The 20,233-nt window shown below is 71.3% G+C and carries 19 protein-coding genes; 11 read left to right on the forward strand and 8 right to left on the reverse strand.

Going from position 1 to position 20,233, the window contains the following annotated elements; genetic code table 11:
* Positions 1 to 2: 2 nt before the first annotated feature.
* Complete coding sequence (locus QNO09_RS27220; protein WP_283972895.1) at positions 3 to 1,007, reverse strand: thiamine pyrophosphate-dependent dehydrogenase E1 component subunit alpha; 1,005 nt, start codon at positions 1,005 to 1,007, stop codon at positions 3 to 5.
* Between the two features lie 310 nt (positions 1,008 to 1,317).
* Here QNO09_RS27220 and QNO09_RS27225 point away from each other — a divergent pair, with 310 nt between their 5' ends.
* From QNO09_RS27225 to QNO09_RS27240, 4 genes are all read left to right on the forward strand, one after another.
* Positions 1,318 to 2,607, forward strand: a complete 1,290-nt coding sequence (locus QNO09_RS27225; RefSeq protein WP_283972896.1) for an aromatic ring-hydroxylating oxygenase subunit alpha — start codon at positions 1,318 to 1,320, stop codon at positions 2,605 to 2,607.
* A complete protein-coding gene (locus QNO09_RS27230) occupies positions 2,604 to 3,428 on the forward strand; it encodes an SDR family NAD(P)-dependent oxidoreductase (RefSeq protein ID WP_230528975.1) in 825 nt (274 codons plus the stop codon). Before QNO09_RS27225 ends, QNO09_RS27230 begins: the two co-directional genes overlap by 4 nt.
* Positions 3,429 to 3,459: 31 nt before the next feature.
* The gene (locus QNO09_RS27235; RefSeq protein WP_283972897.1) at positions 3,460 to 5,196 is read left to right on the forward strand and encodes a PEP-utilizing enzyme; all 1,737 of its coding nucleotides are present in this window, start codon (positions 3,460 to 3,462) and stop codon (positions 5,194 to 5,196) included.
* A 72-nt stretch (positions 5,197 to 5,268) separates the two neighbouring features.
* The gene (locus tag QNO09_RS27240) at positions 5,269 to 5,583 is read left to right on the forward strand and encodes a putative quinol monooxygenase (protein WP_283972898.1); all 315 of its coding nucleotides are present in this window, start codon (positions 5,269 to 5,271) and stop codon (positions 5,581 to 5,583) included.
* 36 nt (positions 5,584 to 5,619) lie between these two features.
* Here the strand turns inward: QNO09_RS27240 and QNO09_RS27245 are convergent, their stop codons facing one another.
* The 4 genes from QNO09_RS27245 to QNO09_RS27260 are packed head-to-tail and all read right to left on the reverse strand — an operon-like array spanning position 5,620 to position 8,596.
* Positions 5,620 to 6,651: an NADP-dependent oxidoreductase gene (locus QNO09_RS27245; RefSeq protein ID WP_283972899.1), complete on the reverse strand. Its 1,032-nt coding sequence runs from the start codon at positions 6,649 to 6,651 to the stop codon at positions 5,620 to 5,622.
* Positions 6,652 to 6,655: 4 nt separating this feature from the next.
* Positions 6,656 to 6,871, reverse strand: coding sequence for a transposase (locus QNO09_RS27250; RefSeq protein WP_283972900.1), 216 nt, complete (start codon positions 6,869 to 6,871; stop codon positions 6,656 to 6,658).
* Between the two features lie 7 nt (positions 6,872 to 6,878).
* Positions 6,879 to 7,205, reverse strand: coding sequence for a 2Fe-2S iron-sulfur cluster-binding protein (locus QNO09_RS27255; RefSeq protein ID WP_283972901.1), 327 nt, complete (start codon positions 7,203 to 7,205; stop codon positions 6,879 to 6,881).
* On the reverse strand, positions 7,190 to 8,596 hold the full coding sequence (locus QNO09_RS27260) for an aromatic ring-hydroxylating oxygenase subunit alpha (RefSeq protein WP_283972902.1): 1,407 nt from the start codon (positions 8,594 to 8,596) through the stop codon (positions 7,190 to 7,192). The genes QNO09_RS27255 and QNO09_RS27260 overlap by 16 nt, the downstream gene beginning before the upstream one ends.
* A gap of 237 nt (positions 8,597 to 8,833) precedes the next feature.
* Here QNO09_RS27260 and QNO09_RS27265 point away from each other — a divergent pair, with 237 nt between their 5' ends.
* The 4 genes from QNO09_RS27265 to QNO09_RS27280 are packed head-to-tail and all read left to right on the forward strand — an operon-like array spanning position 8,834 to position 13,667.
* Positions 8,834 to 9,976 (forward strand): sugar ABC transporter substrate-binding protein, encoded by a 1,143-nt coding sequence (locus QNO09_RS27265; RefSeq protein ID WP_283972903.1) that lies wholly within the window; start codon positions 8,834 to 8,836, stop codon positions 9,974 to 9,976.
* Positions 9,961 to 11,484 (forward strand): sugar ABC transporter ATP-binding protein, encoded by a 1,524-nt coding sequence (locus tag QNO09_RS27270; RefSeq protein WP_283972904.1) that lies wholly within the window; start codon positions 9,961 to 9,963, stop codon positions 11,482 to 11,484. The genes QNO09_RS27265 and QNO09_RS27270 overlap by 16 nt, the downstream gene beginning before the upstream one ends.
* A 27-nt stretch (positions 11,485 to 11,511) precedes the next feature.
* Positions 11,512 to 12,609 carry an ABC transporter permease gene (locus QNO09_RS27275; protein ID WP_283972905.1) on the forward strand — a complete coding sequence of 366 codons (1,098 nt, stop codon included), beginning with the start codon at positions 11,512 to 11,514 and terminating at the stop codon, positions 12,607 to 12,609.
* The gene (locus QNO09_RS27280; protein ID WP_283972906.1) at positions 12,606 to 13,667 is read left to right on the forward strand and encodes an NAD(P)-dependent alcohol dehydrogenase; all 1,062 of its coding nucleotides are present in this window, start codon (positions 12,606 to 12,608) and stop codon (positions 13,665 to 13,667) included. Before QNO09_RS27275 ends, QNO09_RS27280 begins: the two co-directional genes overlap by 4 nt.
* Before the next feature lie 130 nt (positions 13,668 to 13,797).
* Here the strand turns inward: QNO09_RS27280 and QNO09_RS27285 are convergent, their stop codons facing one another.
* From QNO09_RS27285 to QNO09_RS27295, 3 genes are read right to left on the reverse strand one after another with little or no spacing between them, the layout of a single operon-like run.
* Positions 13,798 to 14,580 (reverse strand): ThuA domain-containing protein, encoded by a 783-nt coding sequence (locus QNO09_RS27285; protein ID WP_283972907.1) that lies wholly within the window; start codon positions 14,578 to 14,580, stop codon positions 13,798 to 13,800.
* Between the two features lie 3 nt (positions 14,581 to 14,583).
* The gene (locus QNO09_RS27290; RefSeq protein ID WP_283972908.1) at positions 14,584 to 15,348 is read right to left on the reverse strand and encodes an SDR family NAD(P)-dependent oxidoreductase; all 765 of its coding nucleotides are present in this window, start codon (positions 15,346 to 15,348) and stop codon (positions 14,584 to 14,586) included.
* Positions 15,349 to 15,388: 40 nt separating this feature from the next.
* Positions 15,389 to 16,630 carry an acyl-CoA dehydrogenase family protein gene (locus QNO09_RS27295; RefSeq protein WP_283972909.1) on the reverse strand — a complete coding sequence of 414 codons (1,242 nt, stop codon included), beginning with the start codon at positions 16,628 to 16,630 and terminating at the stop codon, positions 15,389 to 15,391.
* Between the two features lie 195 nt (positions 16,631 to 16,825).
* Here QNO09_RS27295 and QNO09_RS27300 point away from each other — a divergent pair, with 195 nt between their 5' ends.
* From QNO09_RS27300 to QNO09_RS27310, 3 genes are read left to right on the forward strand one after another with little or no spacing between them, the layout of a single operon-like run.
* Complete coding sequence (locus QNO09_RS27300; RefSeq protein ID WP_283972910.1) at positions 16,826 to 18,364, forward strand: AMP-binding protein; 1,539 nt, start codon at positions 16,826 to 16,828, stop codon at positions 18,362 to 18,364.
* Between the two features lie 27 nt (positions 18,365 to 18,391).
* Positions 18,392 to 18,997 (forward strand): histidine phosphatase family protein, encoded by a 606-nt coding sequence (locus QNO09_RS27305; RefSeq protein ID WP_283972911.1) that lies wholly within the window; start codon positions 18,392 to 18,394, stop codon positions 18,995 to 18,997.
* Between the two features lie 28 nt (positions 18,998 to 19,025).
* Positions 19,026 to 20,216 (forward strand): acetyl-CoA C-acyltransferase, encoded by a 1,191-nt coding sequence (locus QNO09_RS27310; protein ID WP_283972912.1) that lies wholly within the window; start codon positions 19,026 to 19,028, stop codon positions 20,214 to 20,216.
* The last annotated feature ends 17 nt before the right edge of the window (positions 20,217 to 20,233 follow it).

The raw sequence follows: 20,233 nt of genomic DNA on the forward strand, positions 1-20,233 counted from the left end.
GGTCATCCCGAGTAGACGTTGAGCAGCAGGTCGGCGGGGTCGGGCAGCGGGCTCGCCTCGGCGTACGCGATGGCCTCGGCGATCTCGTCGCGCGTGCGCTGCCATACGTCGTCCAGCTCCGCACGGGTCGCGGTGCCGTCGGCTACGGCCCGGGCCTCCAGCAGGTCGATGGGGTCGCGGGCCTTCCACTCCGCGACCTCCTCGTCGGAGCGGTAGGGGTGACGCAGGCCCTTGACTCCCTGGTGGTCGAAGAAGCGGTAGGTCTTGGCCTCGATCATCATCGGGCCCGCGCCGGACCGGGCCCGTTCGACGGCTTCGGCGGCGGCCCGGTGGACGGCGACCGCGTCCATGCCGTCGACGATCACGCTGGGCATGCCGTAGGCGGCGGCGCGGTCGGCGACATCGGTGAGCAGCATGTGCGCGGACTGCGGGGTGAACTCCGCGTAGCCGTTGTTCTCGCAGACGAAGACCACGGGCAGGCCGAGGATCGCGGCCATGTTGGCGCCCTCGTGCCAGGCGCCGATGTTGGTGGCGCCGTCGCCGAAGAAGGTCACGGCGACGTTGTCCTCGCCCTTGTACCGGGCGGCGAAGGCCGCGCCCACGGCGATCGGGACGCCGGCTCCGACGATGCCGTTGGCGCCGAGCATGCCGCGGGTGAGGTCGTTGATGTGCATGCTCCCGCCGCGGCCGAGGCAGGCGCCGGTGACCCGGCCGTACAACTCGGCGTACATCGCGCGGAAGCCGACGCCCTTGGCCACGGCGTGCCCGTGGCCACGGTGGGTGGAGGTGATCTGGTCGTCGTCGCGCAGGGCCGCCATCACACCGGCGGCGACGGCTTCCTGGCCGACATAGAGGTGCAGGAAGCCGGGCAGTTTGCCGGCCTCCATGAGCTTTCCCGCCTCGGTCTCGAAGAGCCGGATGCGCACCATGCGCTCGTGCAGCTCCTTGATGACCTGTGCGCTGACCTGCGTGGGTTTCTTCGACGCCGTTGACACTCGTTGAGCCACCGTCCGCCCCTTCGTCCGAGGGAGGTTGCCAAGCAATCGGACTTACTTGTGCTGGTCTACAGTAACCAGAAGTGGCACCTTACTGAACAGGGTCTCTAATTACTATGGCCTGAGACGGGGTGGTCGGCAGGCGTCCACCTCGATCGGCAGGGTCATGACCATCACGCCCATCCTCACTGGACGCCGGGCGGCAACTTCGCCACTTTCTATTGACAGACCACACTAAGTGCTGTTGTCGTTTCGGACACAGCCCAGCTGTCGCGTTCCGAAGCCGGTCACCGGCTCGCGGCTGGGAGGATGTGAGGACATCGTGGTCCAAACCAGTTCGCCGGAGATTCGGGGAGCAGACGCCGAGCCCAGGTCGTCGATCTCGGCCCCTTCGGCCCCCGACTACTCGTCGTGGATCAGCCAGGACCGGTCCACCGACGCCGCATCCCTGACGATGCGGCGGGAGGCCGCCGAACTCGTCGAGCGTGTGATGACGCACTACCGCGACAACACCACGCACGAGGCGGACGGCCAGTGGACGGAACCCGTCGCCAACTACCTCGACGCCGACCGCTGGCAACGTGAGACGGACGCCGTCCACCGCAGTGTGCCCCTGCCGCTCGCCATGTCCAGCGAGCTTCCCGGGCCGAACACCTACAAGGCGATCGACGTGCTCGGCATCCCCGTGCTGATCACCCGTGACCGTCAGGGCACCGTGCACGCGATGATCAACGCCTGCCGGCACCGGGGAGCCAAGCTCCTCGAACCCGGCTGCGGGGTGTCGAAGCGCCTCACCTGCCCGTACCACTCCTGGTCGTACGACCTGGCCGGAGAGCTGCGGGGCGTGTACGCGGAGAAGACCTTCGGCGAGGTGCCGCGTGAGGGCCGCAGCCTCGTCCGGCTCCCGGCCGGGGAGCGCGCGGGAATCGTCTTCGTCTCGCTGGACCCCGCGGCCGAGCCCGACCTGGACGCCTGGCTGGGCGACCTCCAGCCCCTGCTGGAGGGTCTCCGGCTGGCGGAGTGCCACCACTACGCCACCAGCGAGCTGACCAGTCCCAACTGGAAGGTCACCCTCGACGGGTACCTGGAGACGTACCACTTCGCCTCACTGCACCCGAAGACGGTGTTCGAGACCAACCTCTCGAACATGATGGCCCACGACACCTGGGGCCCCCACCAGCGCATCGCACCGGCCCTGCGCCCCATCGCGCAGGCCGTCGAGCTGCCGCCGGACCGGCGTGACCCCGGGGACTGTGTCGGGCCCATCTACTGGCTCTTCCCGGGCCTGGCGATCGCGGGCGGCTGGCGCCAGAAGATCGCCGTCTCCCTGGTGCTCCCCCGGACGGCGACCGAGTCGGTGACCCAGCAGATCATCCTGCTGCGGGACCCGGCGGTCACCGAGGAGGAGCGCCAGGCCGCCGACCGGTTCGGCGCGTGGTTCCACGAGGTGGTCCGCGACGAGGACTACGCGACCACCTACGGAGTCCAGCAGGGCCTGAAGGCCCTCGACGGGACCGACTTCGTCTTCGGGCGCAACGAGCCCGGACTCCAGCACTTCCACCGCACCATCCATCAGCACCTGGACGCAGCAGCCCCCAGAGCCGCCAGGTGAGCAACCAACAAGACTCGCGGGAGAACACCATGGTGGCTACGGGCAGCCTCGACGGACGTGTCGCGGTGATCACGGGCAGCACGCGCAGCATCGGCCGCGCCATCGCCGAGGCCTTCCTGGCCGACGGCGCCACGGTCGTCGTCAGCGGCCGCAGCGAGGTCAAGGGCAAGCAGGCCCTGGAGGAGATGGACGCCGGGGACCGGGCCGTCTTCCACCCCTGCGACGCCAACAGCCAGGAGGACATCGAGGGCCTCGCCGACTTCGCCGCCGAGCGCTTCGGCAGGCTCGACATCTGGGTCAACAACGTCGGCGGCAGCTCCGGCTTCGCCCCGATCCACCAGCTCAGCGACGAGGCCTGGCACAACGCCCTCAACCTGAACGTCAACGGCTACTTCTACGGCACCCGCCGGGCCCTGCCGAAGATGCTGGAGGGCGGCTGGGGCCGCATCATCAACATCTCCTCGGTGGAGGGCAAGCAGGCCAACAAGCCCGCGATCAGCCACTACATCACCAACAAGCACGCGATCCACGGTCTGACCAAGGCGACCGCCTTCGAGTACGGCACCCAGGGCATCACCTGCAACGCCATCTGCCCCGGCGCCGTCGACACCGACCTCATGCGGGCCGCGGGTCCCGCCGCCGCGGAGGCCGAGGGCATCTCCTACGAGGACTGGCTGGGCCGCTTCGCCGAGCACGCCGCCACCAAGAAGATCACCACGGTGGAGCAGATCGCGGCGGTCGCCTCGCTGCTCGCGAGCGAGGCGGGGGCGGGTATCACCGGCACGCTGATCAGCGTCGACGGCGGAACAGCGCAGTGGTAGGTGCGGGTACGGACAGCGGGAGACCTCGGTCATGAAGAGCTGGATCACGGACTGGCAGCGCAGTGAGCGGCTGCCGCACTACACCCGGGCCAACGCGGGCGAGACCCTGCCGGAACCCGCCAGCCCGCTGGGCTGGACCCTGGTCTGGGGGCGCGGCCTGCAGGGCTGGCGTCGCGGCTTCGTCGGGTTCGGCATCTACCGCGAGGAGGAGGTGGCCGGCCCCCGGCCGCCGTTCGTCGGCATGTTCGGCGGCCACTTCTACCTGAACCTGTCCCACATGCGGCTGTTCGGCATCCGTATGGGCCAGACGGCGGACCAGATCGACGCCGCCTTCGTCGGTCAGCGCTCCGACACGCCGGTGTACCTGGCGCATCCGGACGACCAGGACGAGGAGCTGACCGCCAAGGCGGGCTCGACGCTCCAGCGGATGCTCGGCCAGGCCGGCTTCCCGGAGGCCGACGCCGACCGGGAACGGCTGCGTGCCCTGCGCCGTTCACGACCGGACCTGGCGAAGCTGTCGGAGGCCGACCTGTTGGCGCACGTACGGTCGTTGCTGGACGAGGTGGAGACGACCTTCCAGCGGCACGTCGAGTCGTCGCTGCCGGCGTCCGTCGGGCCGGCGATCCTCGGCCCGCTGTGCGCGAGCGTGGACCGCCCCGGCGCCATGCTCGACCTGATCGGCGGTCTCGGCGACGTCGACTCCGCCTCCCCGTCGACCGGGCTGTGGACGCTGTCCCGCCAGGTGGCGGCCTCGGCCGAACTCAGCGCGCTCTTCCACCAGGGTCCGGCCGCGGTGGAGCGGGCGCTCGACGGGGCGAGCGGGGACGTGAAGACGTTCCGTGACTCGTTCGAGGAGTTCCTCGCGGAGTCCGGCGACCGCGGTCCCAACGAGTGGGACATCCACGCGCTGTCGTGGGAGGCGTCGCCCGTTCAGGCGCTGGCCCTGGTCGACCGGATCCGGCACAGCTCCGACGACGACTCCCCGGCCGCCCGGCGCACACGGCTGACCGAGGGGCGCGAGCGGACGGCTCGGGAGATCCGGGCCATGCTGCCCGAGGAGGCGCAGCCGATGTTCGACGCCGGGATGCACGCCTCCCAGGTGTGGATCCCGGCCCGCGAGCGCACCAAGGCGAACTGCGTCACCGTCGTCAACGAGATCCGCATGGCCGTACGGGAACTCGGCCGCCGCGGCGTCGCGGCGGGGCTCTTCGCCCGGCCCGAGGACGTGATGATGCTGCTGGACACCGAACTCGACGACTACGTCGCCGCCCCGGAGTCCTTCGGCCCGGTCATCGCGCAGCGGCTCGAGGAGTACGCGGGCCTGCACGAGCTGGAACCGCCGTTCTTCGTCGCCGACGACGCCCAGACCGAGATCGACACCTGGCCGCGCCGCGCCGAGGAGCGGACCGAGGCGGCCGTCGAGGGCGATGTGCTCGGCGGTGTCGGCGGCAGCCACGGCACGTACACCGGCAGGGTGCGGGTGGTCACCGACCCGGCCTCGTGCGAGGCACTGGAACCCGGCGAGGTGCTGGTCGCGCCGATCACGGACGCGGCATGGACCCCGCTGTTCCTGGTGGCCGGCGCGGCCGTCGTGGACGTGGGCGCTCTCAACAGCCACGCCGTGGTGGTCTGCCGTGAGCTGGGCATCCCCGCCGTGATCTCCGTCGAGGGCGGAACGCGACGGCTGCGGGACGGCATGGTGATCACGGTCGACGGTGAGCGGGGCACGGTCACCGTGGACAGTGTTCCCGCCCCGCTCGGCATCTGATCAACTCCGCGGGCCCCTCGCTTCCCTGCACCGGAGCGACGGGCCCGCGGGCACGACCGCGAAAGGACCGCCATGGCCGAGGAACTCATCGTGTCCGGCTGGATGGACTACGAACCCGGCGACCGCGACACCGTGCTGGCGGCCCTCGTGGAGCTGGGCCGACGCACCCGCGAGGAGGAACCCGGCTGTCTGGACTACGCGATGACCGCCGATCCCGACGACGAGCGGCGTATCCGGGTGTACGAGCACTGGACATCGCGGCAGGCTCTCGACGAGCACTTCGCCACCCCGCACATCAAGGACTTCCGGACGGCCGTGGCGGGGCTGGTCCGGGTCGGGGTCTCGCTGGCGGCCCACACGGTCGCCGCGTCACAGCCCATGCGCTGAATCGGCGCCCCGGCCGGGGCGCCGATTCCGGCAGTCTCAGGGGGAACCGTCCAGCCGCACCAGCATCTTGCCGACGTTGCCGCCGCCCAGCAGGGACAGCAGCGCATCCGCGGCGTTCTCCAGGCCGTCCGCCACCGTCTCGCGCGCGGTGATCCGGCCCTCGGCGAGCCAGCCCGCGACCCGCTGCTCGAACTCCGGCCGCAGGTCCTCGTGGTCGCGGACGATGAACCCGGACAAGGTCAGGCGTTTGAGGACCGCCTGGATCAACTGGTTGATGTCCTCGGTCCGTCCCGCGCCGCCGAACTGCGACATCATGCCGCACAGGGCGACCCGGCCACCGGTGCGCAGCGCGTGCAGGGCCGCGGCGAGCTGCTCACCGCCGACGTTGTCGAAGTACACGTCGATGCCGTCGGGTGCCAGCCGGGCCAGCGCGTCGCGCACCGGCTCGGCACGGTAGTCCGCGGCCGCGTCGTAGCCGAACTCCTTCACCAGCAGGGCGCACTTGGCAGTCCCTCCTGCGGTCCCGATGACGCGGTCCGCGCCCAGCAGACGGGCGAACTGGCCGGCGGCGGTGCCGACGGCGCCGGCCGCCGCCGACACGAAGACGGTGTCGCCCGGCCGCAGTCGCGCGACACGGGTCAGGCCGACGTACGCGGTGAATCCGGTCTGGCCGAGCAGGCCGAGCCAGGTGGGCAGCGGCGCGAGTCCCGGGTCGATGCGGCCGGCGCCGTCGACGGCCGCCGCGTCGAGCACGGCCCGCTCCCGCCAGCCGAGCTGATGACGTACGTACGTGCCCGGCGGTACCGAGGCGCAGCGGCTCTCCTCCACGACACCGAGGGCGCGGCCGTCGAGCGGTGATCCGGGGGTGAAGTTGTGCGTGTAGTGCTTCTCGGTGGTCGACAGCCGCCCGCGCATGGACGGGTCGACGCTCATGTAGAGGTTGCGGACGAGCAGCTGCCCCTCCCCCACGGGCGGCAGTGGGCGCTCCTCGACGGCGAAGTCACCGGGGTGCGGTTCTCCGTCGGGTCGGCGCACCAGACAGACCACCCGGGTGCTACGGGACGTCATGGGATCACTCTTCCGGCTGCCGGGTCGCACGCCGCTGGGCGAGGCGGCCGACCCAGCCGGCCATCTGGAGGTCGGCGTGGCGCAGTTCGCCCGACTGCCACCGGGCCTGGAAGTCGAAGACGCCCCGCACCCCCGTACTGGGATCGGTCACCTCGACCAGTCCGTCCTCGGTGAGCCGGTACACATGGCCGGTCAGCGGGTGGATCACTTGCTTGGACATGGGGGTCTCACTCCTGCACTCGGCGGCGTACGCCGCGCTTGGTCACGGTCACCGGGCCCTCGACCCGGAGCCGGCAGGCGAGCCGGGTCAGGCCGTCCACCGGTCTGCGCAGGGCCTCGATGCCCTCGCGTTCCAGCGGGCCCACGGGGAAACAGTTCTCGGCGCCCTCCTCGACCTGGACGAAGCAGGTACGGCAGGTGCCCTTGCCGCCGCAGACGGTGGGCCAGCGGTAGCCGAGCCGCTCGGCGGCGGTGAACAGGTCCTCGCCGTCGAGGACTTCGAGCTCGACACCGGAGGGTCTGACCGCCACCCGGTGGGTCACTTGCTCATCCACTGGTCGAGCGTCTGGTTGAAGTGGCGGATACGGCTCTCCTGGTAGTTCGCCAGGGTGATGCCCGGCTTGCGCATCGCCTTCAGGCCCTGCTGGACGTAGGGCAGGTTCTCGCAGTCCTGGTCGAAGACGGGCCCGAGCACGCCGAGTTCGGGGATGTCGGCGAAGAGCGTGTCCTCCGGCACCCAGCGGATCTTCGCCGGGGGCGGCGTCTTGCCGGGCTGCTTCGGGGACGACATGAAGATGATCTCGGCCGTGCAGGAGTCGGGGTCGAGGCCGTTGGGCCGGAACCGGTAGATGATGTTCGACTTGGCGCCGCCCCAGGGGTTGAAATTGGGGAACAGCAAGTAGTTGATGGCGTCCAGCAGCTCGGTGTCGGGTGTCTCCGAGAAGTCCTGCTGCGAGGTGGCCGCCAGTTGCTCGCGCATCCGCGCGGCGAGGACCTGCCGGGCGGTGCCGCCGGGCGGGATCGCCGGCAGTTCGTCACCCTCCTGCATCACCAGGTCACGTCCCTGGGCGGCGGAATAGAACGAACGCGAGTCGTAGAAGGTCTCCAGGACGTCCTCCTCCGTGACCGATTCCGCCACGTGCGGGCTGGGCGCGCCCTGGATGTTGATCATCCGGTTCCAGTTCGGCTGGTCCGCCATGACGTCGTACTGCGAGTTGGCGTCGGCGAGCCACGTCAGCATCTGCGGATGGGTGGCGATCACATGGAAGGACTCGATGAACGCGTCCTGTGCGACCTTCCAGTTGCAGGGCAGCACCTTGGCGATGTGCAGTGACTTGTAACGGTTCTCCAGCGGCCAGATGTAGTAGTCGTCGAAGGTGCCGCGGTAGCTGTCGAAGGACTCGGCATAGGGGTCCATGTTGATGAAGACGAAGCCGCGCCAGGTGGCCACCTGGGCCTCGGGGAGGGCGAACTTCTCCGGGGTGACATGGGGGAAGTCCCAGGCGCAGGGCGGGGTCCGCATCGTGCCGTCGAGGTTCCAGGCGAAGCCGTGGAACGAGCAGCGGAATTCGCTGACGTTGCCGCCGCCGGTGCGCAGTTTGCGGCCACGGTGCAGACAGACGTTGACGAAGGCGCGGATCTCTTCGGGAGCCGTGCGGACGACGATGAGGGAGTCGTCACCGATCTCGTAGACCTCGTGGTCGCCCACCTCGGGGATCTCGCTCTCCAGGCAGGCGAACTGCCAGACGCGCCGCCAGACCTGCCGCATCTCGCGTTCGGCCCATTCGCGTGAGGTGAATCGGGCGGTGTCGATGTCCTCGCTGCCGAGGTAGTCGTTCCGCTCGTACCTCAGGGCGGGGGGAACGGGGCGGCTGTCCTGGTCGAGGTAGTCCTGGACGCTGGGCCCGGGGCACCGTGCCGTGGCCGGTTCCGACGTTTCGTCCATCATCTCTCCTCTGGCAGAAACTTTATATTGAGTGTAGTTACCCGTTGCCGCCGGGAGCAACACGCGTGCCGGTAGGCGATCTCCGAACTTGACGAGGTCAACGCACTTTCGCACCGTTGTTCCGGAATTTGTTGCGGCAACCCTCTCCCCAAGCCCGCTGGGGCATGTCACACTCCGACCCACTTGAGACTGTAGTGCCTCATAAGTTTCTCCGTCACACCACGGGAGTGCTCAACGATGAGTTCCAGACCCCGTCGCGCGGTCCGCCGCGCCATCACCGCGACCCTCCCCGCCACCGCCCTGCTCGCCCTCGCGGCATGCGGCACCGGGACCACTCCGGCCGCCGACTCGACGCAGGCGGGGGCCCCCGGCTCCCCCGGCCTGACAGCCGCCCGCGCGGCCCTGGCGAAGTACTCCGAGCGTCCGACCACGATCTCCGTGACCGAGCCGGTGGGCAAGGCGATCCCCAAGGGCAAGAAGATCGACTTCATCCTCTGCGGCGTCCAGTCCTGCAAGGACCTCGCCGATTTCTTCACCGAGGCCGCGAAGGAACTCGGATGGCAGGTCAAGCAGATCGCCACCCAGGGCACCCCGGAGTCCGTCCAGGCCGCCTACGAGCAGGCCCTACGCGACAAGCCGGACGCCGTCGTCGCCTCCGGTTTCCCCCGTGCCGTCTACGCCAAGCAGCTGGCACGGCTGGAGGCGGCCGGCATCCCCGTCATCCAGTCGAACGCCGACGACGTGGCAGGCGACGGCATCTCCCTGCTGAAGAACGGGCCGAAGGACGTCGCCGTCCAGGGCGAGATGCTCGCCTCATGGGTGGTGTCGAACAGCGGCGCCAAGGCGGACACCGTCTACTTCGACCTGCCGGCCTACACGATCCTCAAGCCCGTCAAGGACTCCTTCGCGGCCAAGTACAAGGAGTGGTGCGAGGGTTGCGCACTCGACAACGTCGACGTGCCGATCACGGCGGTGGGCAAGGACATGCCGGACCGCGTGGTGTCGTACCTCCGGTCGCACCCGAAGGTGACCCATGTCGTCTTCTCCCTGGGCCTGCTCAACGTGGGTGTGCCGGCCGCGCTGAAGACCGCCGGGATCACCGGCAAGCGCATCGTCGTCAACGTCGGTGACGCGCAGAACTACCAGTACATCCAGGGCGGTCTCACCGACGGCGCGATGGCGCTGAACTCGCACGAGACGGCCTGGCTCCAGGCCGATGCGCTGGCCCGGCACTTCACCGGCCAGCCCATGGCCGTGGACCAGAAGGCGGCGCTGCCCAACCTGCTCGTCACCAAGGACAACCTGCCTTCGGCCGACGGCGACTTCCCGATCGTCGAGGACTACCGGCAGCAGTTCAAGGCGCTGTGGGGACTGAGTTGACCGGGCCGGTGCTACGGGTGGCCGCCCTGTCGAAGAGATTCGGCGGCACCCAGGCGCTGAAGGACGTCGATCTCGAGGTCATGCCCGGCGAGATCCACGCCCTGATCGGCCCCAACGGCTCCGGCAAGTCCACCCTGATCAAGATCCTCGCCGGCTACCACCACGCGGAGCCTGGTGCGGTGGCCGAACTCGACGGCGAGCCCTTCGGCCTCGGCCAGGTCGCGGCTTCCCGCCACGACCGGCTGCGCTTCGTCCACCAGGAGCTGGGACTGGTGGGTGAGTTGAGCGCCGTCGACAACCTCGCGCTCAGCCAGGGCTTCACCCGCACGGCCTTCGGCAACATCCGCTGGCCGGAGATGGAGCGGCGCACGAGCGCCCTCGTCGAACGGTTCGGCCTCGGCATCGACGTACGCAGGCCCCTGATGACGGCGACCCCCGTCCAGCGCACGGTGGTGGCCATCGCCGCCGCGCTGCAGGGCTGGGAGGGCCGCCGTGGGGTCCTGGTGCTCGACGAGCCCACCGCCGTGCTCCCGCCCGGCGAGGTGGCCCGTCTCTTCGACATCGTGCGGGAGGTCCGCGACGCCGGTGCCGGCGTCCTGTACGTCTCGCACCGGATGGATGAGATCTTCGCTCTCGCCGATCGGGTCACCGTGATCCGCGGCGGGCGCCGGATCGCCACCCGGCCGGTCGCCGAGCTGACTCCGCGCCTGCTGGCGGAGCTGATGGCGGGCGAGGAGATGGAGACCGCCCACCGTCCGGCGCCCCCTGCCGGTCCTGCCGACCCGGTGCTGGAGGTCCGCGACCTGTGGGCCGGGCCGTTGCGGGGAGTCGGCTTCGACCTGGCCGGGGGCGAGCGACTGGGCATCACCGGTCTGGTCGGATCCGGCCACGAGATCGTGCCGTACGCGGTGTGCGGGGCCCACGCCGGGCGGGTGAGCGGCAGGCTGCGGCTGCCGGACCGCTCCGAGCGGTGGACCGAGGCGCGTGACGCCGGCGGTCTGGGTCTTCCCCTGGTCCCGGCGGACCGGGCGGGAGAGGGGGTGATCGGCGACTTCTCGGTCGGCGAGAACCTCACCCTGCCGCTCCTGGACCGGCTGCGCTCCCGGTCCGGGCGGGTACGCCGACGCCGCGAGTCCGCCCTGGCGCAGGACTGGATCCGGCGGGTCGGGGTGCGAACGGCCGGACACGGGGCCCGGATCACCACGCTGAGCGGCGGCAACCAGCAAAAGGTCGTCATGGCCCGCTGCCTGGCCCAGCGGCCGCCGGTGCTGGCGCTGTGCGAACCCACGGCGGGCGTGGACATCGCCACCCGGCTGCAGCTCTACGACCTGATAGAGCGTCAGACGGGCGAGGGCATGGGCGTCCTCGTGTCCTCCTCCGACACACAGGACCTGCTCGCGCTGTGCACCCGCGTCCTCGTGGTGCGGAACGGCCGGATCGCACGGGAGATCAGGGGCCGGGACATCACCGAGCCCGCACTCGTGCACGCCATGGAAGGAACCGAGTGACATGAGCCCAGGAAGGAACCGAGTGACATGACGTCCACGACCCGGGCGGCGGAGGTCCCGCCGTCCGTACCGGAGAGGTCCGCGGTGTCCGCCCCGGGGACACCGGCCCGACGGGCGGCGGCCGCCCTGTCGTTCCGGAACATCGGCGCCGTCTACGTGTGGCTGGTCATCGTCGTGCTCTTCACCGTCTGGGCGCCGGACACGTTCCCGACCATGATCACGGTCAAGCAGGTGCTGAACGGCAACGCCGTGGCGGGCCTGGTGGCGCTGAGCGTCGTACCGCCGCTGGCCGCACGCGTCTTCGACCTCTCCATCGCCTTCACCATGTCGCTCACCAGTGTGCTGACCGCTCACTTCATGGTGTCCGCCGGGCTCGGGCCCGGCACGGCCATCACGCTGGCGATGACCGCCGCACTGCTGGTCGGGGTCGTCAACGGCATCGTGGTGGTGCTCCTGCGCGTCGACTCGTTCATCGCCACCCTGGCCACCGGCGCGCTGATCCAGTCCCTGATCACCATGGTCACCAACGACAGCTCGATCACCGGGGTGCGGCTGCTCGCCGAGCCGTTCGCGAGCATCGCCCAGCTGGACGCCGGCGGGGTCACCCTGCCGGTGCTGTATCTGCTGCTCGCGGCCCTCGCCATCTGGTTCCTGCTGGAACACACCGCCACCGGGCGCCGGTTGTACGCCACCGGATTCAACGCCGACGCGGCCCGACTGCAAGGGGTGCGCACCGACCGGCTGCGCTTTCTGACCCTGGTGGCCTCCGCGCTGCTGTCCGGTTTCGCCGGTGTGGTCTTCACGGCCTCGGTCGGCTCCGGATCGCCGACCGCGGGCACCCCGTATCTGCTGTCGGCCTACGCCGCCGCCTTCGTCGGAGCGACCCAGTTGCGCGCGGGCCGCTTCAACGCCTGGGGCACGGTCCTCGCGGTTCTCCTGCTCGGCACCGGCATCACCGGACTCGGGCTCGCCACCAGCGCGCAGTGGGCCGCGAGCCTGTTCACCGGCACGGTCCTCATCGTGGCGCTGGTCCTCACGGGTGGCCGGATCGCCCTGCCCACCGTGCTGCGCCGCCGGGCGGGAACCCGGCCGGACCCGACCACCAGCAAGGTGACCCGACGATGAAAGCACTTCAGTACCGGCGGGTGGGGCACGCCCCCGAGGTCGTGGAAGTACCGGTCCCCGAACCCGGCCCGGGCCAGGTGCTGTTGAAGGTGACGGCGGCCGGACTCTGCCACTCCGATCTGGCGGTGATGGGCTGGCCCGAGGAACAGTTCCCCTACGCCCTGCCGATGACACTCGGTCACGAGGGCGTCGGCACGGTCGCGGCGCTGGGCGCCGGTGTCACCGCCGTGACGGACGGCGAGGCGGTGGCGGTGTACGGCCCGTGGGGCTGCGGACGCTGCCACCCGTGCGCCGAGGGCAGGGAGAACTGCTGTCCGCACGCCGCCGGGCTCGGCATCCTGCCGCCGGGGCTCGGCTCACCGGGTGCCCTCGCGGAGTATGTGCTGGTGGACTCGCCCCGGCACCTGGTGCCGCTGAACGGACTCGACCCGGCGCAGGCCGCGCCCCTCACGGACGCCGGACTGACCCCGTATCACGCGCTCCGCGGATCACTGCCGAAGCTGCTGCCGGGCAGCACGGCGGTGGTGATCGGCGTCGGCGGTCTGGGTCATCTCGCCGTGCAGATGCTGCGCGCACTGACCCCGGCCCGGGTCGTCGCCCTCGACGTGAGCAAGGAGAAGCTGGCGCTGGCACGTGACGTCGGGGCGCACGAGACGCTCCTCTCGGACAGTGAGGCCGCCGCGCGGATCCGCGGACTCACCGGTGGTACGGGAGCGGAGGTCGTCCTGGACTTCGTCGGGGTCGAGGCGACCCTGGCGGTCGCCGCCGCGTCGGTGGCGGTGGCGGGTGACGTCACCGTCGTCGGCCTGGGCGGAGGCACGCTGGCCGTCGGCTTCGGCGGCGGTCTGCCGTTCGAGGTGTCGGCCTCCTTCCCCTACTGGGGCAGCCGGACGGAGCTCCTGGAGGTCCTGGAGCTGGCGCGCCTGGGTCTCGTGTCGTCCCACGTCGAGACCTTCACCCTGGAACAGGCGCCAGAGGCATACGAGCGTCTGCACGCCGGGGAGATCGTCGGCCGCGCGGTGGTGCTGCCGCACACCTCGTCGCCTCACACGCGGTAAGGGCTGCTCGCCGTCGCCTTCCGCGCCGGATGCGGGGCCCCGTTCCATGACGATCCGCAGGGCGGACGGTACGGGCTGGGCCCCGAGCAGTCACCGGGCGTCCCCCAGCGCCCACGCCACAGCCCGCGCTTCACCGAGCCGGGGTTCGCCCGTCCACTGTCCGCTCGACACAGCGCCGGAGCACCGTCAGGAACTCCGGTGTCCGCCAAGGACCCACGTCCGCGCGCCCGGTGTCGTCCACTCCGAGGTCCTGCACGTCGTAGCGGCCCCGGCAGTGGCCGAGGGTGAAGTAGCAGACCTCGCCGCGGCCGTGCCGCTTGAGGTACAGCACGGGCCGGGGCGCGCGGTCGAGGGCCGCCGTGTCGCCCTCGGCGAAACCGCGGCACGGCCCCGTGTACTCGGCGTGCAGCAGGACCTCCAGCTCGCCGTGCAGCTCGCTCACGTACAGCTCGTCGGTGACCGTGAACGGTTCGATCCCGGCGACCAGCGGGTGGTCGGGCCGGGTCACCAGCACCTCGTACGGCTCGATCGGCGGGTGGGCCAGGAACTGGCTGCCGAGCACCTCGGCCACTTCCCCGAGGAGTCTCGGGGTCGTGAACACCCGTGTGCCGCCACCCGCCGACGGCTCGATCACCGCGTTGGTGCCGTGCAGGGCGAGCCAGCGCCCGCCCCGCTCGACGAACCGTGCCAGGGCGGCCCGTTGCGCCGGACGGGGCCGGACGTCGCAGGTGTAGGTGACCAGCAGGTCAGCCTTGTCGAGGGCGGCCACGCAGTCATAGTCCTGGTACACCGTGGTGCGCACCCGGGGATGCTCGCCGAGCAGCTCCAGCAGCCGCAGCCGCGCGTGGTCGAAGTCGTGCCAGCGGCCGCCGCAGACCAGTACGGCGTCCAGTCGGCCGGCCGGGCCCGCCACGGCTCAGTACTGGACGCGGGTGAGCAGCCCGCCGTCCACCACGAGGTTGACGCCGACGCAGAAGGAGCCGGTCCGCCCGAGCAGGAACGCCACCGCCGCGGCCACGTCCTCGGCGGTGCCGTAGCGGCCGATCGGCAGCTTGGCGAGGACCTCCTCGTAGACCTCCGGGCGGCTGGTGCGGATGGTCTCCCAGGCGCCGCCGGGGAAGTCGATCGGGCCGGGCGAGACGGTGTTGACGCGGATGCCCTTCGGCGCGAGGGAGTGCGCGAGGGCCGAGGCGTGCTGGACGACGGCCGCCTTGAGCGCGGAGTAGGAGTTCGCTCCGGCCGGGCGCGCGGTGTCGGAGGCGTTGGTGGTGCCGATGGCCACGACGGCGGCCCGGTCGGAGGCCGCCAGGTGCGGCAGGGCCGCCTCGACGAGTCCCGTGAACGGGATCAGGTCGCCGCGCAGGCTGGCCTCCCAGGACTCGGGGCCCTTCACGTTGCCCGCCGACACGTTGGACACCAGCAGGTCCAGGCCGCCGAGTTCAGCGGCCGCCCGCTCCACGAAGCCCGCCAGGGCCGTCGGGTCGGTGACGTCGACCGGTTCCGCGAACACCGTGGCCCCCTCGCCGCGCAGTTCGGCGGCGGCCTTGACCAGCCCTTCCTCGCCCCGGGCGCACAGCGCCAGCGCGCAGCCCTCGGCGGCGAGGGTTCCGGCGATCGCCCGGCCGATGCCCCGGCTCGCGCCGGTCACCAACGCCTTCGCGTCTGTCAGTCCCAGATCCATCGATGTCACTCCTTTGTGATTGCCTGAACCGTCCGGTGGCTCAGTTGCCGGGAAGCTGCGAGAACGGCGCCCGGTCCGCCCTTGGCTCCGGCGGCAGCTTCAGCACCCGCTCGCCGATCAGGTTGCGCTGGATCTGGTCGGTGCCTCCGGCCAACCGGTAGCCAGGAGCGCCGAGCAGGTGCTGTGTCCAGGCGAAGGTGCCCGGTTCGCCGGTGTCGGCGCTGATGCGCGCCCCCATCAGTTCGGCGGCGACCTGTCCCGTGCGGGTGAGCAGGTCGGAGGCCATGAGCTTGGTCAACGACGCCTCGGGGCCCGGCCGTCCGCCTGCCGCGCTCGTCCTGGCCACGCGGTCCACGGTGGCCGCGCGCAGGGCGGCCCGTACGTACAGGTCGGCGAGACGCTGGCGGACCAGCGGGTCCGAGGTGCAGTCGAGGGAGCGGGCGAGTGCGAGCACATCCGCGAAGGTGCCGCCCTTGCGGCGGTTGCCGCTGCCGGAGGCGGTCCGCTCGAAGGCGAGGGTGGTGGTGGCGACCTCCCAGCCCTGGCCCGGCCGTCCGATCCGGAGCCGGTCCGGGACGCGTACGCCGCTGAGGAACACCTCGTTGAAGGAGGCGCCGCCGCTCATCTGCCGGATGGGGCGCACCTCCACACCCGGGGCGTTCATCGGCACCAGGAAGGCGGTGATGCCGGCCTGTTTGACGACGTCCGGGTCGGTGCGGGCGAGCAGCAGGCCGTAGTCGGCGAACTGGGCGCCCGAGGTCCACACCTTCTGACCGTCGATCACCCACTCGCCCCCATCGCTCTGCCGGGCGCGGGTGCGCAGGGCGGCGAGGTCGGACCCGGCACCCGGCTCGCTGAAGAGCTGGCAGGCCAGCAGGTCGGTGCGCAGGAACGCGCGTGCGTAGTCGTGGAGTTGCTCGGCGGTCCCGAACAGGGAGACGGCCATCGCGACCAGGCGCACGGTGACGCTGATCAGCTCGGTGGAGGGTGGCACCTCGAAGGCGGACTCCTCCTCAGCGAAGGCGGCCACGTGGGCGGCGGTCAGGCCCGCGCCGCCCCGGTCCGCGGGGAGGGTCAGCGCCTGGTAGCCGGCGTCGAAGCGGGCCCGATGGTAGGCGCGGCAGCGCTCCAGCAGCCGGCGTTCCTCGTCCTCGGGGAGGTTGTGGAACACGGCGAGATCGGCGTCTTCTCCGGCGGACTCCGGCACCCGCGCCGGTTCGAGCACGCCGGCCAGCCACTGCCGTACCTGCGTGCGCCATACGTCCGGATCCGGCTGGGGCATGACTCCTCCTCGGACAGTTACCAGACGAGAGATTCAGTAACGGCGGCGGGAAAATGCGCTTTCCAGACCCCTTGAGCATGTGGGAACGCCTCCGCTTGGGATCAGAGTGTTCCGTACTTTCTTGATAAACGCTACAGTCTCCGCATCACCTCTCCCCTCGATTCGGGAGAGGGCCCAGGAGCCGCCGGAGGAGCCATGTCGCTGCTGCCACTCGACCGTCGCGCCCAGGAGACACCCGACGCGCCCGCCCTGGTGGACGACCTGGGCGTGCTGTCCTGGTCCGGCCTCGCCGACCAGGTGACGCGGGCGGCGGCACGGCTGCTTCAGCTCGCGCCCGGCCCCGACGACCGGATCGCCGTCCTGGGGGACAACGCGATCCCGACGCTGGTGGCCCACCTGGCCGGCCTGCGCGCCGGGGTCGGGACCGTGGCCACGTCCCGGAACCTCACCTCGGGCGAACTCGTCGACCAGATCATCGACGCGGGCGTGACCGCGATCGTCACCGGCCCCGCCGGGGCGGGTGCCGCCCTGGACGCGGCCCGGGAACTGGGCCTGCCACTGGTGACGCACGGAACGCCGGCCGTCGGGCACGCCTTCGACTGGGACCTGTGGCTGGCGGCCGCGCCGGCCGGCCGCGCCGTCCCGGCGGACCGGCCCGCCCGCCCTCCGCTCGTCTACACCTCGGGCACCACCGGACGGGCGCGCGGCACCGAGGTGCGCTGGGTGAGCGGCCCGGCCGCCGACAGCGCCGCCTACCTCGCCGCGATGTCCGCCCGGCCCGGATTCCCGCCGGGACCGCACCTGGTGTGCGGCCCGCTCCAGCACAACGCGCCGCTGACCTCGCTGCGCCACCTGGCGGCCGGTCAGCCCGTGGTCGTCCTCGGCAGATACGACGGGGAGACGTTCCTCAGCCGGGTGCAGAGGTGGCGGGTCTCCTCGACGGTGATGGTGCCCACCCACTTCCAGCGGCTGCTCGCCCTTCCGGCGGAGGTCCGCGCCCGGTACGACGTCTCCAGTCTGCGGCAGGTGTCCCACACCGGCTCCGCGTGTCCGCCGGACGTGAAGCGAGCCATGATCGACTGGTTCGGTCCGGTGCTGACCGAGTCGTACGGTGCCAGCGAGGCGGGGACGGTGGCCCGCATCAGCAGCGCCGAGTGGCTGGCGCACCCGGGCTCCGTCGGGCGCGTCCGGGCCCCGTTCGAGGTCCTGGTCACCGATGACGACGGTCGGCGGCTGCCGCCCGGCGAACGCGGACTGCTCGCCTTCCGGGCCCCCGACGACCAGGGCGTCCGCTATCACGCGGACCCGGACAAGACCAGGTCCGCCTATCTCTCCCCCGGCGTCTTCACGCTCGGCGACATCGGCTACGTCGACGCGGACGGCTACATCTTCATCACCGACCGGGCCGCGGACGTGGTGGTCTCCGGCGGCGTCAACCTGTACCCGGCCGAGAGCGAGGCGGTCCTGCGCCGGCACCCGGCGGTCGCCGAGGTCGCGGTCGTCGGCGTGCCCGACCCGGACTTCGGCGAGTCCCTGCGGGCGCTGGTCGTGGCGGTGGCGGACGAGCCGCCGGCCGATGAGCTGGACCGGTTCTGCCGCGAGCACCTCGCCGCCCACAAGTGCCCGAAGTCGTACGAATTCGTCCCGGAACTGCTGCGCAACGCGATGGGCAAGCTCGACAAACGCGCGATGCGCCGCCCGTACTGGCACTCCGAACGGACCATCGCCGGCTGAGCCGGGCTCACTCAGTAAGGACCACCCATGACCGAACTCCTCCTCATCCGGCACGGCCTCCCCCTGGCGGGCGTGTTCGACCCGGGGCTGTCGCCGGAGGGCGCCGCTCAGGCCGAGCGCCTCGCCGCCTGGCTCGTGCACGAGGACGTCGAGGCCCTGTACTCCAGCCCCTACCGGCGTGCCCGCGAGACCGCGGCACCCCTGGAGCGGCGCACCGGCATGACCGCCACCGTCCTGGACGACCTGCGCGAGTGGGACACCGACGTGTCCCAGCCCTACATGCCGCCCGAGCAGATCGGCGCGGACGACCCCCGGGCGGCGGCGCTCACCGAGGGGCGCTACGAGGATTTCGTGCCCGAACTGGACTGGGACGCCTTTCGCGCCCGTGCCGGGCGGGCCATGCGCACCATCCTCGACGCCCATGCCGGAGGGCAGGTCGCGGTCGTGTGCCACGGCGGCATCACCAACACCTATCTGGCGACGGTGCTCGGGCTGCCCACGATGTTCTGGTTCCACCCCGACTACACGTCCGTCAGCCGGGTGCGGCGCATGCCCGGCGGCCGGATCGTCCTGCACTCGGTGAACGAGACGGCCCACATGGTCGCCGAACGTGCCGTCGACGCCGTCGCCTGACCCGCCCCACACCCCAGGAGGTCCCGGCATGCCCGGATCCGTCATCGTCGCCGGAGCAAGGACACCCATCGGCAGGCTGACGGGTGCCCTGAGCACCGTGTCCGCGGTCGGCCTCGGCGCCCACGCCATCGGCGCGGCACTGGCCGCCGCCCGTCTGGACCCGGCGGCGGTGGAAGCCGTCGTCATGGGTCATGTCGTGCAGGCCGGGGCCGGCCCCAACTCGGCACGGCAGGCCGCGATCCGCGCCGGCATTCCGTTCTCCGTCCCCGCGAGCACCGTCAACAAGCTCTGCCTGTCCGGTCTGCACGCCATCGCCCTGGCCGACCTCATGATCGCCTCCGGTCGCCACGAGGTGGTCGTCGCCGGTGGCATGGAGTCCATGTCGGACGCCCCGCACCTGCTGCGCGGGGCGCGCACCGGCTGGAAGTACGGCTCGGCCCCGGCCGAGGACGCCCTCGACCGCGACGCCCTGGTCTGCGCCTTCGACGGCGTCTCCATGGGCGCGGCCACCGAGCGCTACCAGCGGCCGTTCGCCCTGACCCGGGAGGAACAGGACGAGTACAGCGCGCTGTCCCATCAACGGGCCGCCCGCGCCCAGGAGTCGGGGGCGTTCTCCGAGGAGATCGCCCCCGTCACCGTGGCGGGACGCCGGGGCGAGACGGTGGTGGACACCGACGAGGGCGTACGGCCGGGCAGCACCGCCGAGAGCCTGGGGCGTCTGAAGCCGGCCTTCTCCGGCGCCGGCACCATCACCGCGGGCAACTCCTCACCGCTCTCCGACGGAGCCGCGGCCGTCGTCGTGATGAGCGCGGAGCGCGCCCGGCGCGAGGGCCTCATCCCGCTCGCCGAGATCGGCGCCTACGGCACGGTCGCCGGTCCCGACCCCTCGCTGCTCGTCCAGCCGGCCGGCGCGGTCCGCGACGCCCTGTCCCGGGACGGCCGGCTGAAGACCGCCGACCTGGACCTGTTCGAGATCAACGAGGCGTTCGCCGGAGTGGCCCTGGCTTCCGTCCGGGAGCTGGACCTCCCTCTCGACAAGGTGAACGTCAACGGCGGTGCGATCGCGCTCGGGCACCCGGTGGGCATGACCGGAGCCCGGCTGGTGCTGACTCTCGCGGCCGAACTGCGGCGGCGCGGAGGCGGCAGCGGAGCGGCGGCCCTGTGCGGGGGCGGCGGCCAGGGCGACGCGCTGTTGCTGCATGTGCCGACCCAGGACTGAACCCGGAGCCGAATCAT

The sequence above is a fragment of the Streptomyces sp. 378 genome (genome assembly GCF_030124145.1).
In the GTDB taxonomy this organism is placed as follows: domain Bacteria; phylum Actinomycetota; class Actinomycetes; order Streptomycetales; family Streptomycetaceae; genus Streptomyces.

Bases quoted from the DNA above. Each gene is read 5' to 3' on its own strand.
- QNO09_RS27250 (WP_283972900.1), bottom strand. From the start codon at position 6,871: ATGTCCAAGCAAGTGATCCACCCGCTGACCGGCCATGTGTACCGGCTC.
- QNO09_RS27310 (WP_283972912.1), top strand. From the start codon at position 19,026: ATGCCCGGATCCGTCATCGTCGCCGGAGCAAGGACACCCATCGGCAGG.
- QNO09_RS27300 (WP_283972910.1), top strand. From the start codon at position 16,826: ATGTCGCTGCTGCCACTCGACCGTCGCGCCCAGGAGACACCCGACGCG.
- QNO09_RS27235 (WP_283972897.1), top strand. From the start codon at position 3,460: ATGAAGAGCTGGATCACGGACTGGCAGCGCAGTGAGCGGCTGCCGCAC.
- QNO09_RS27260 (WP_283972902.1), bottom strand. From the start codon at position 8,596: ATGGACGAAACGTCGGAACCGGCCACGGCACGGTGCCCCGGGCCCAGC.
- QNO09_RS27275 (WP_283972905.1), top strand. From the start codon at position 11,512: ATGACGTCCACGACCCGGGCGGCGGAGGTCCCGCCGTCCGTACCGGAG.
- QNO09_RS27305 (WP_283972911.1), top strand. From the start codon at position 18,392: ATGACCGAACTCCTCCTCATCCGGCACGGCCTCCCCCTGGCGGGCGTG.
- QNO09_RS27295 (WP_283972909.1), bottom strand. From the start codon at position 16,630: ATGCCCCAGCCGGATCCGGACGTATGGCGCACGCAGGTACGGCAGTGG.
- QNO09_RS27240 (WP_283972898.1), top strand. From the start codon at position 5,269: ATGGCCGAGGAACTCATCGTGTCCGGCTGGATGGACTACGAACCCGGC.
- QNO09_RS27280 (WP_283972906.1), top strand. From the start codon at position 12,606: ATGAAAGCACTTCAGTACCGGCGGGTGGGGCACGCCCCCGAGGTCGTG.
- QNO09_RS27290 (WP_283972908.1), bottom strand. From the start codon at position 15,348: ATGGATCTGGGACTGACAGACGCGAAGGCGTTGGTGACCGGCGCGAGC.
- QNO09_RS27265 (WP_283972903.1), top strand. From the start codon at position 8,834: ATGAGTTCCAGACCCCGTCGCGCGGTCCGCCGCGCCATCACCGCGACC.
- QNO09_RS27245 (WP_283972899.1), bottom strand. From the start codon at position 6,651: ATGACGTCCCGTAGCACCCGGGTGGTCTGTCTGGTGCGCCGACCCGAC.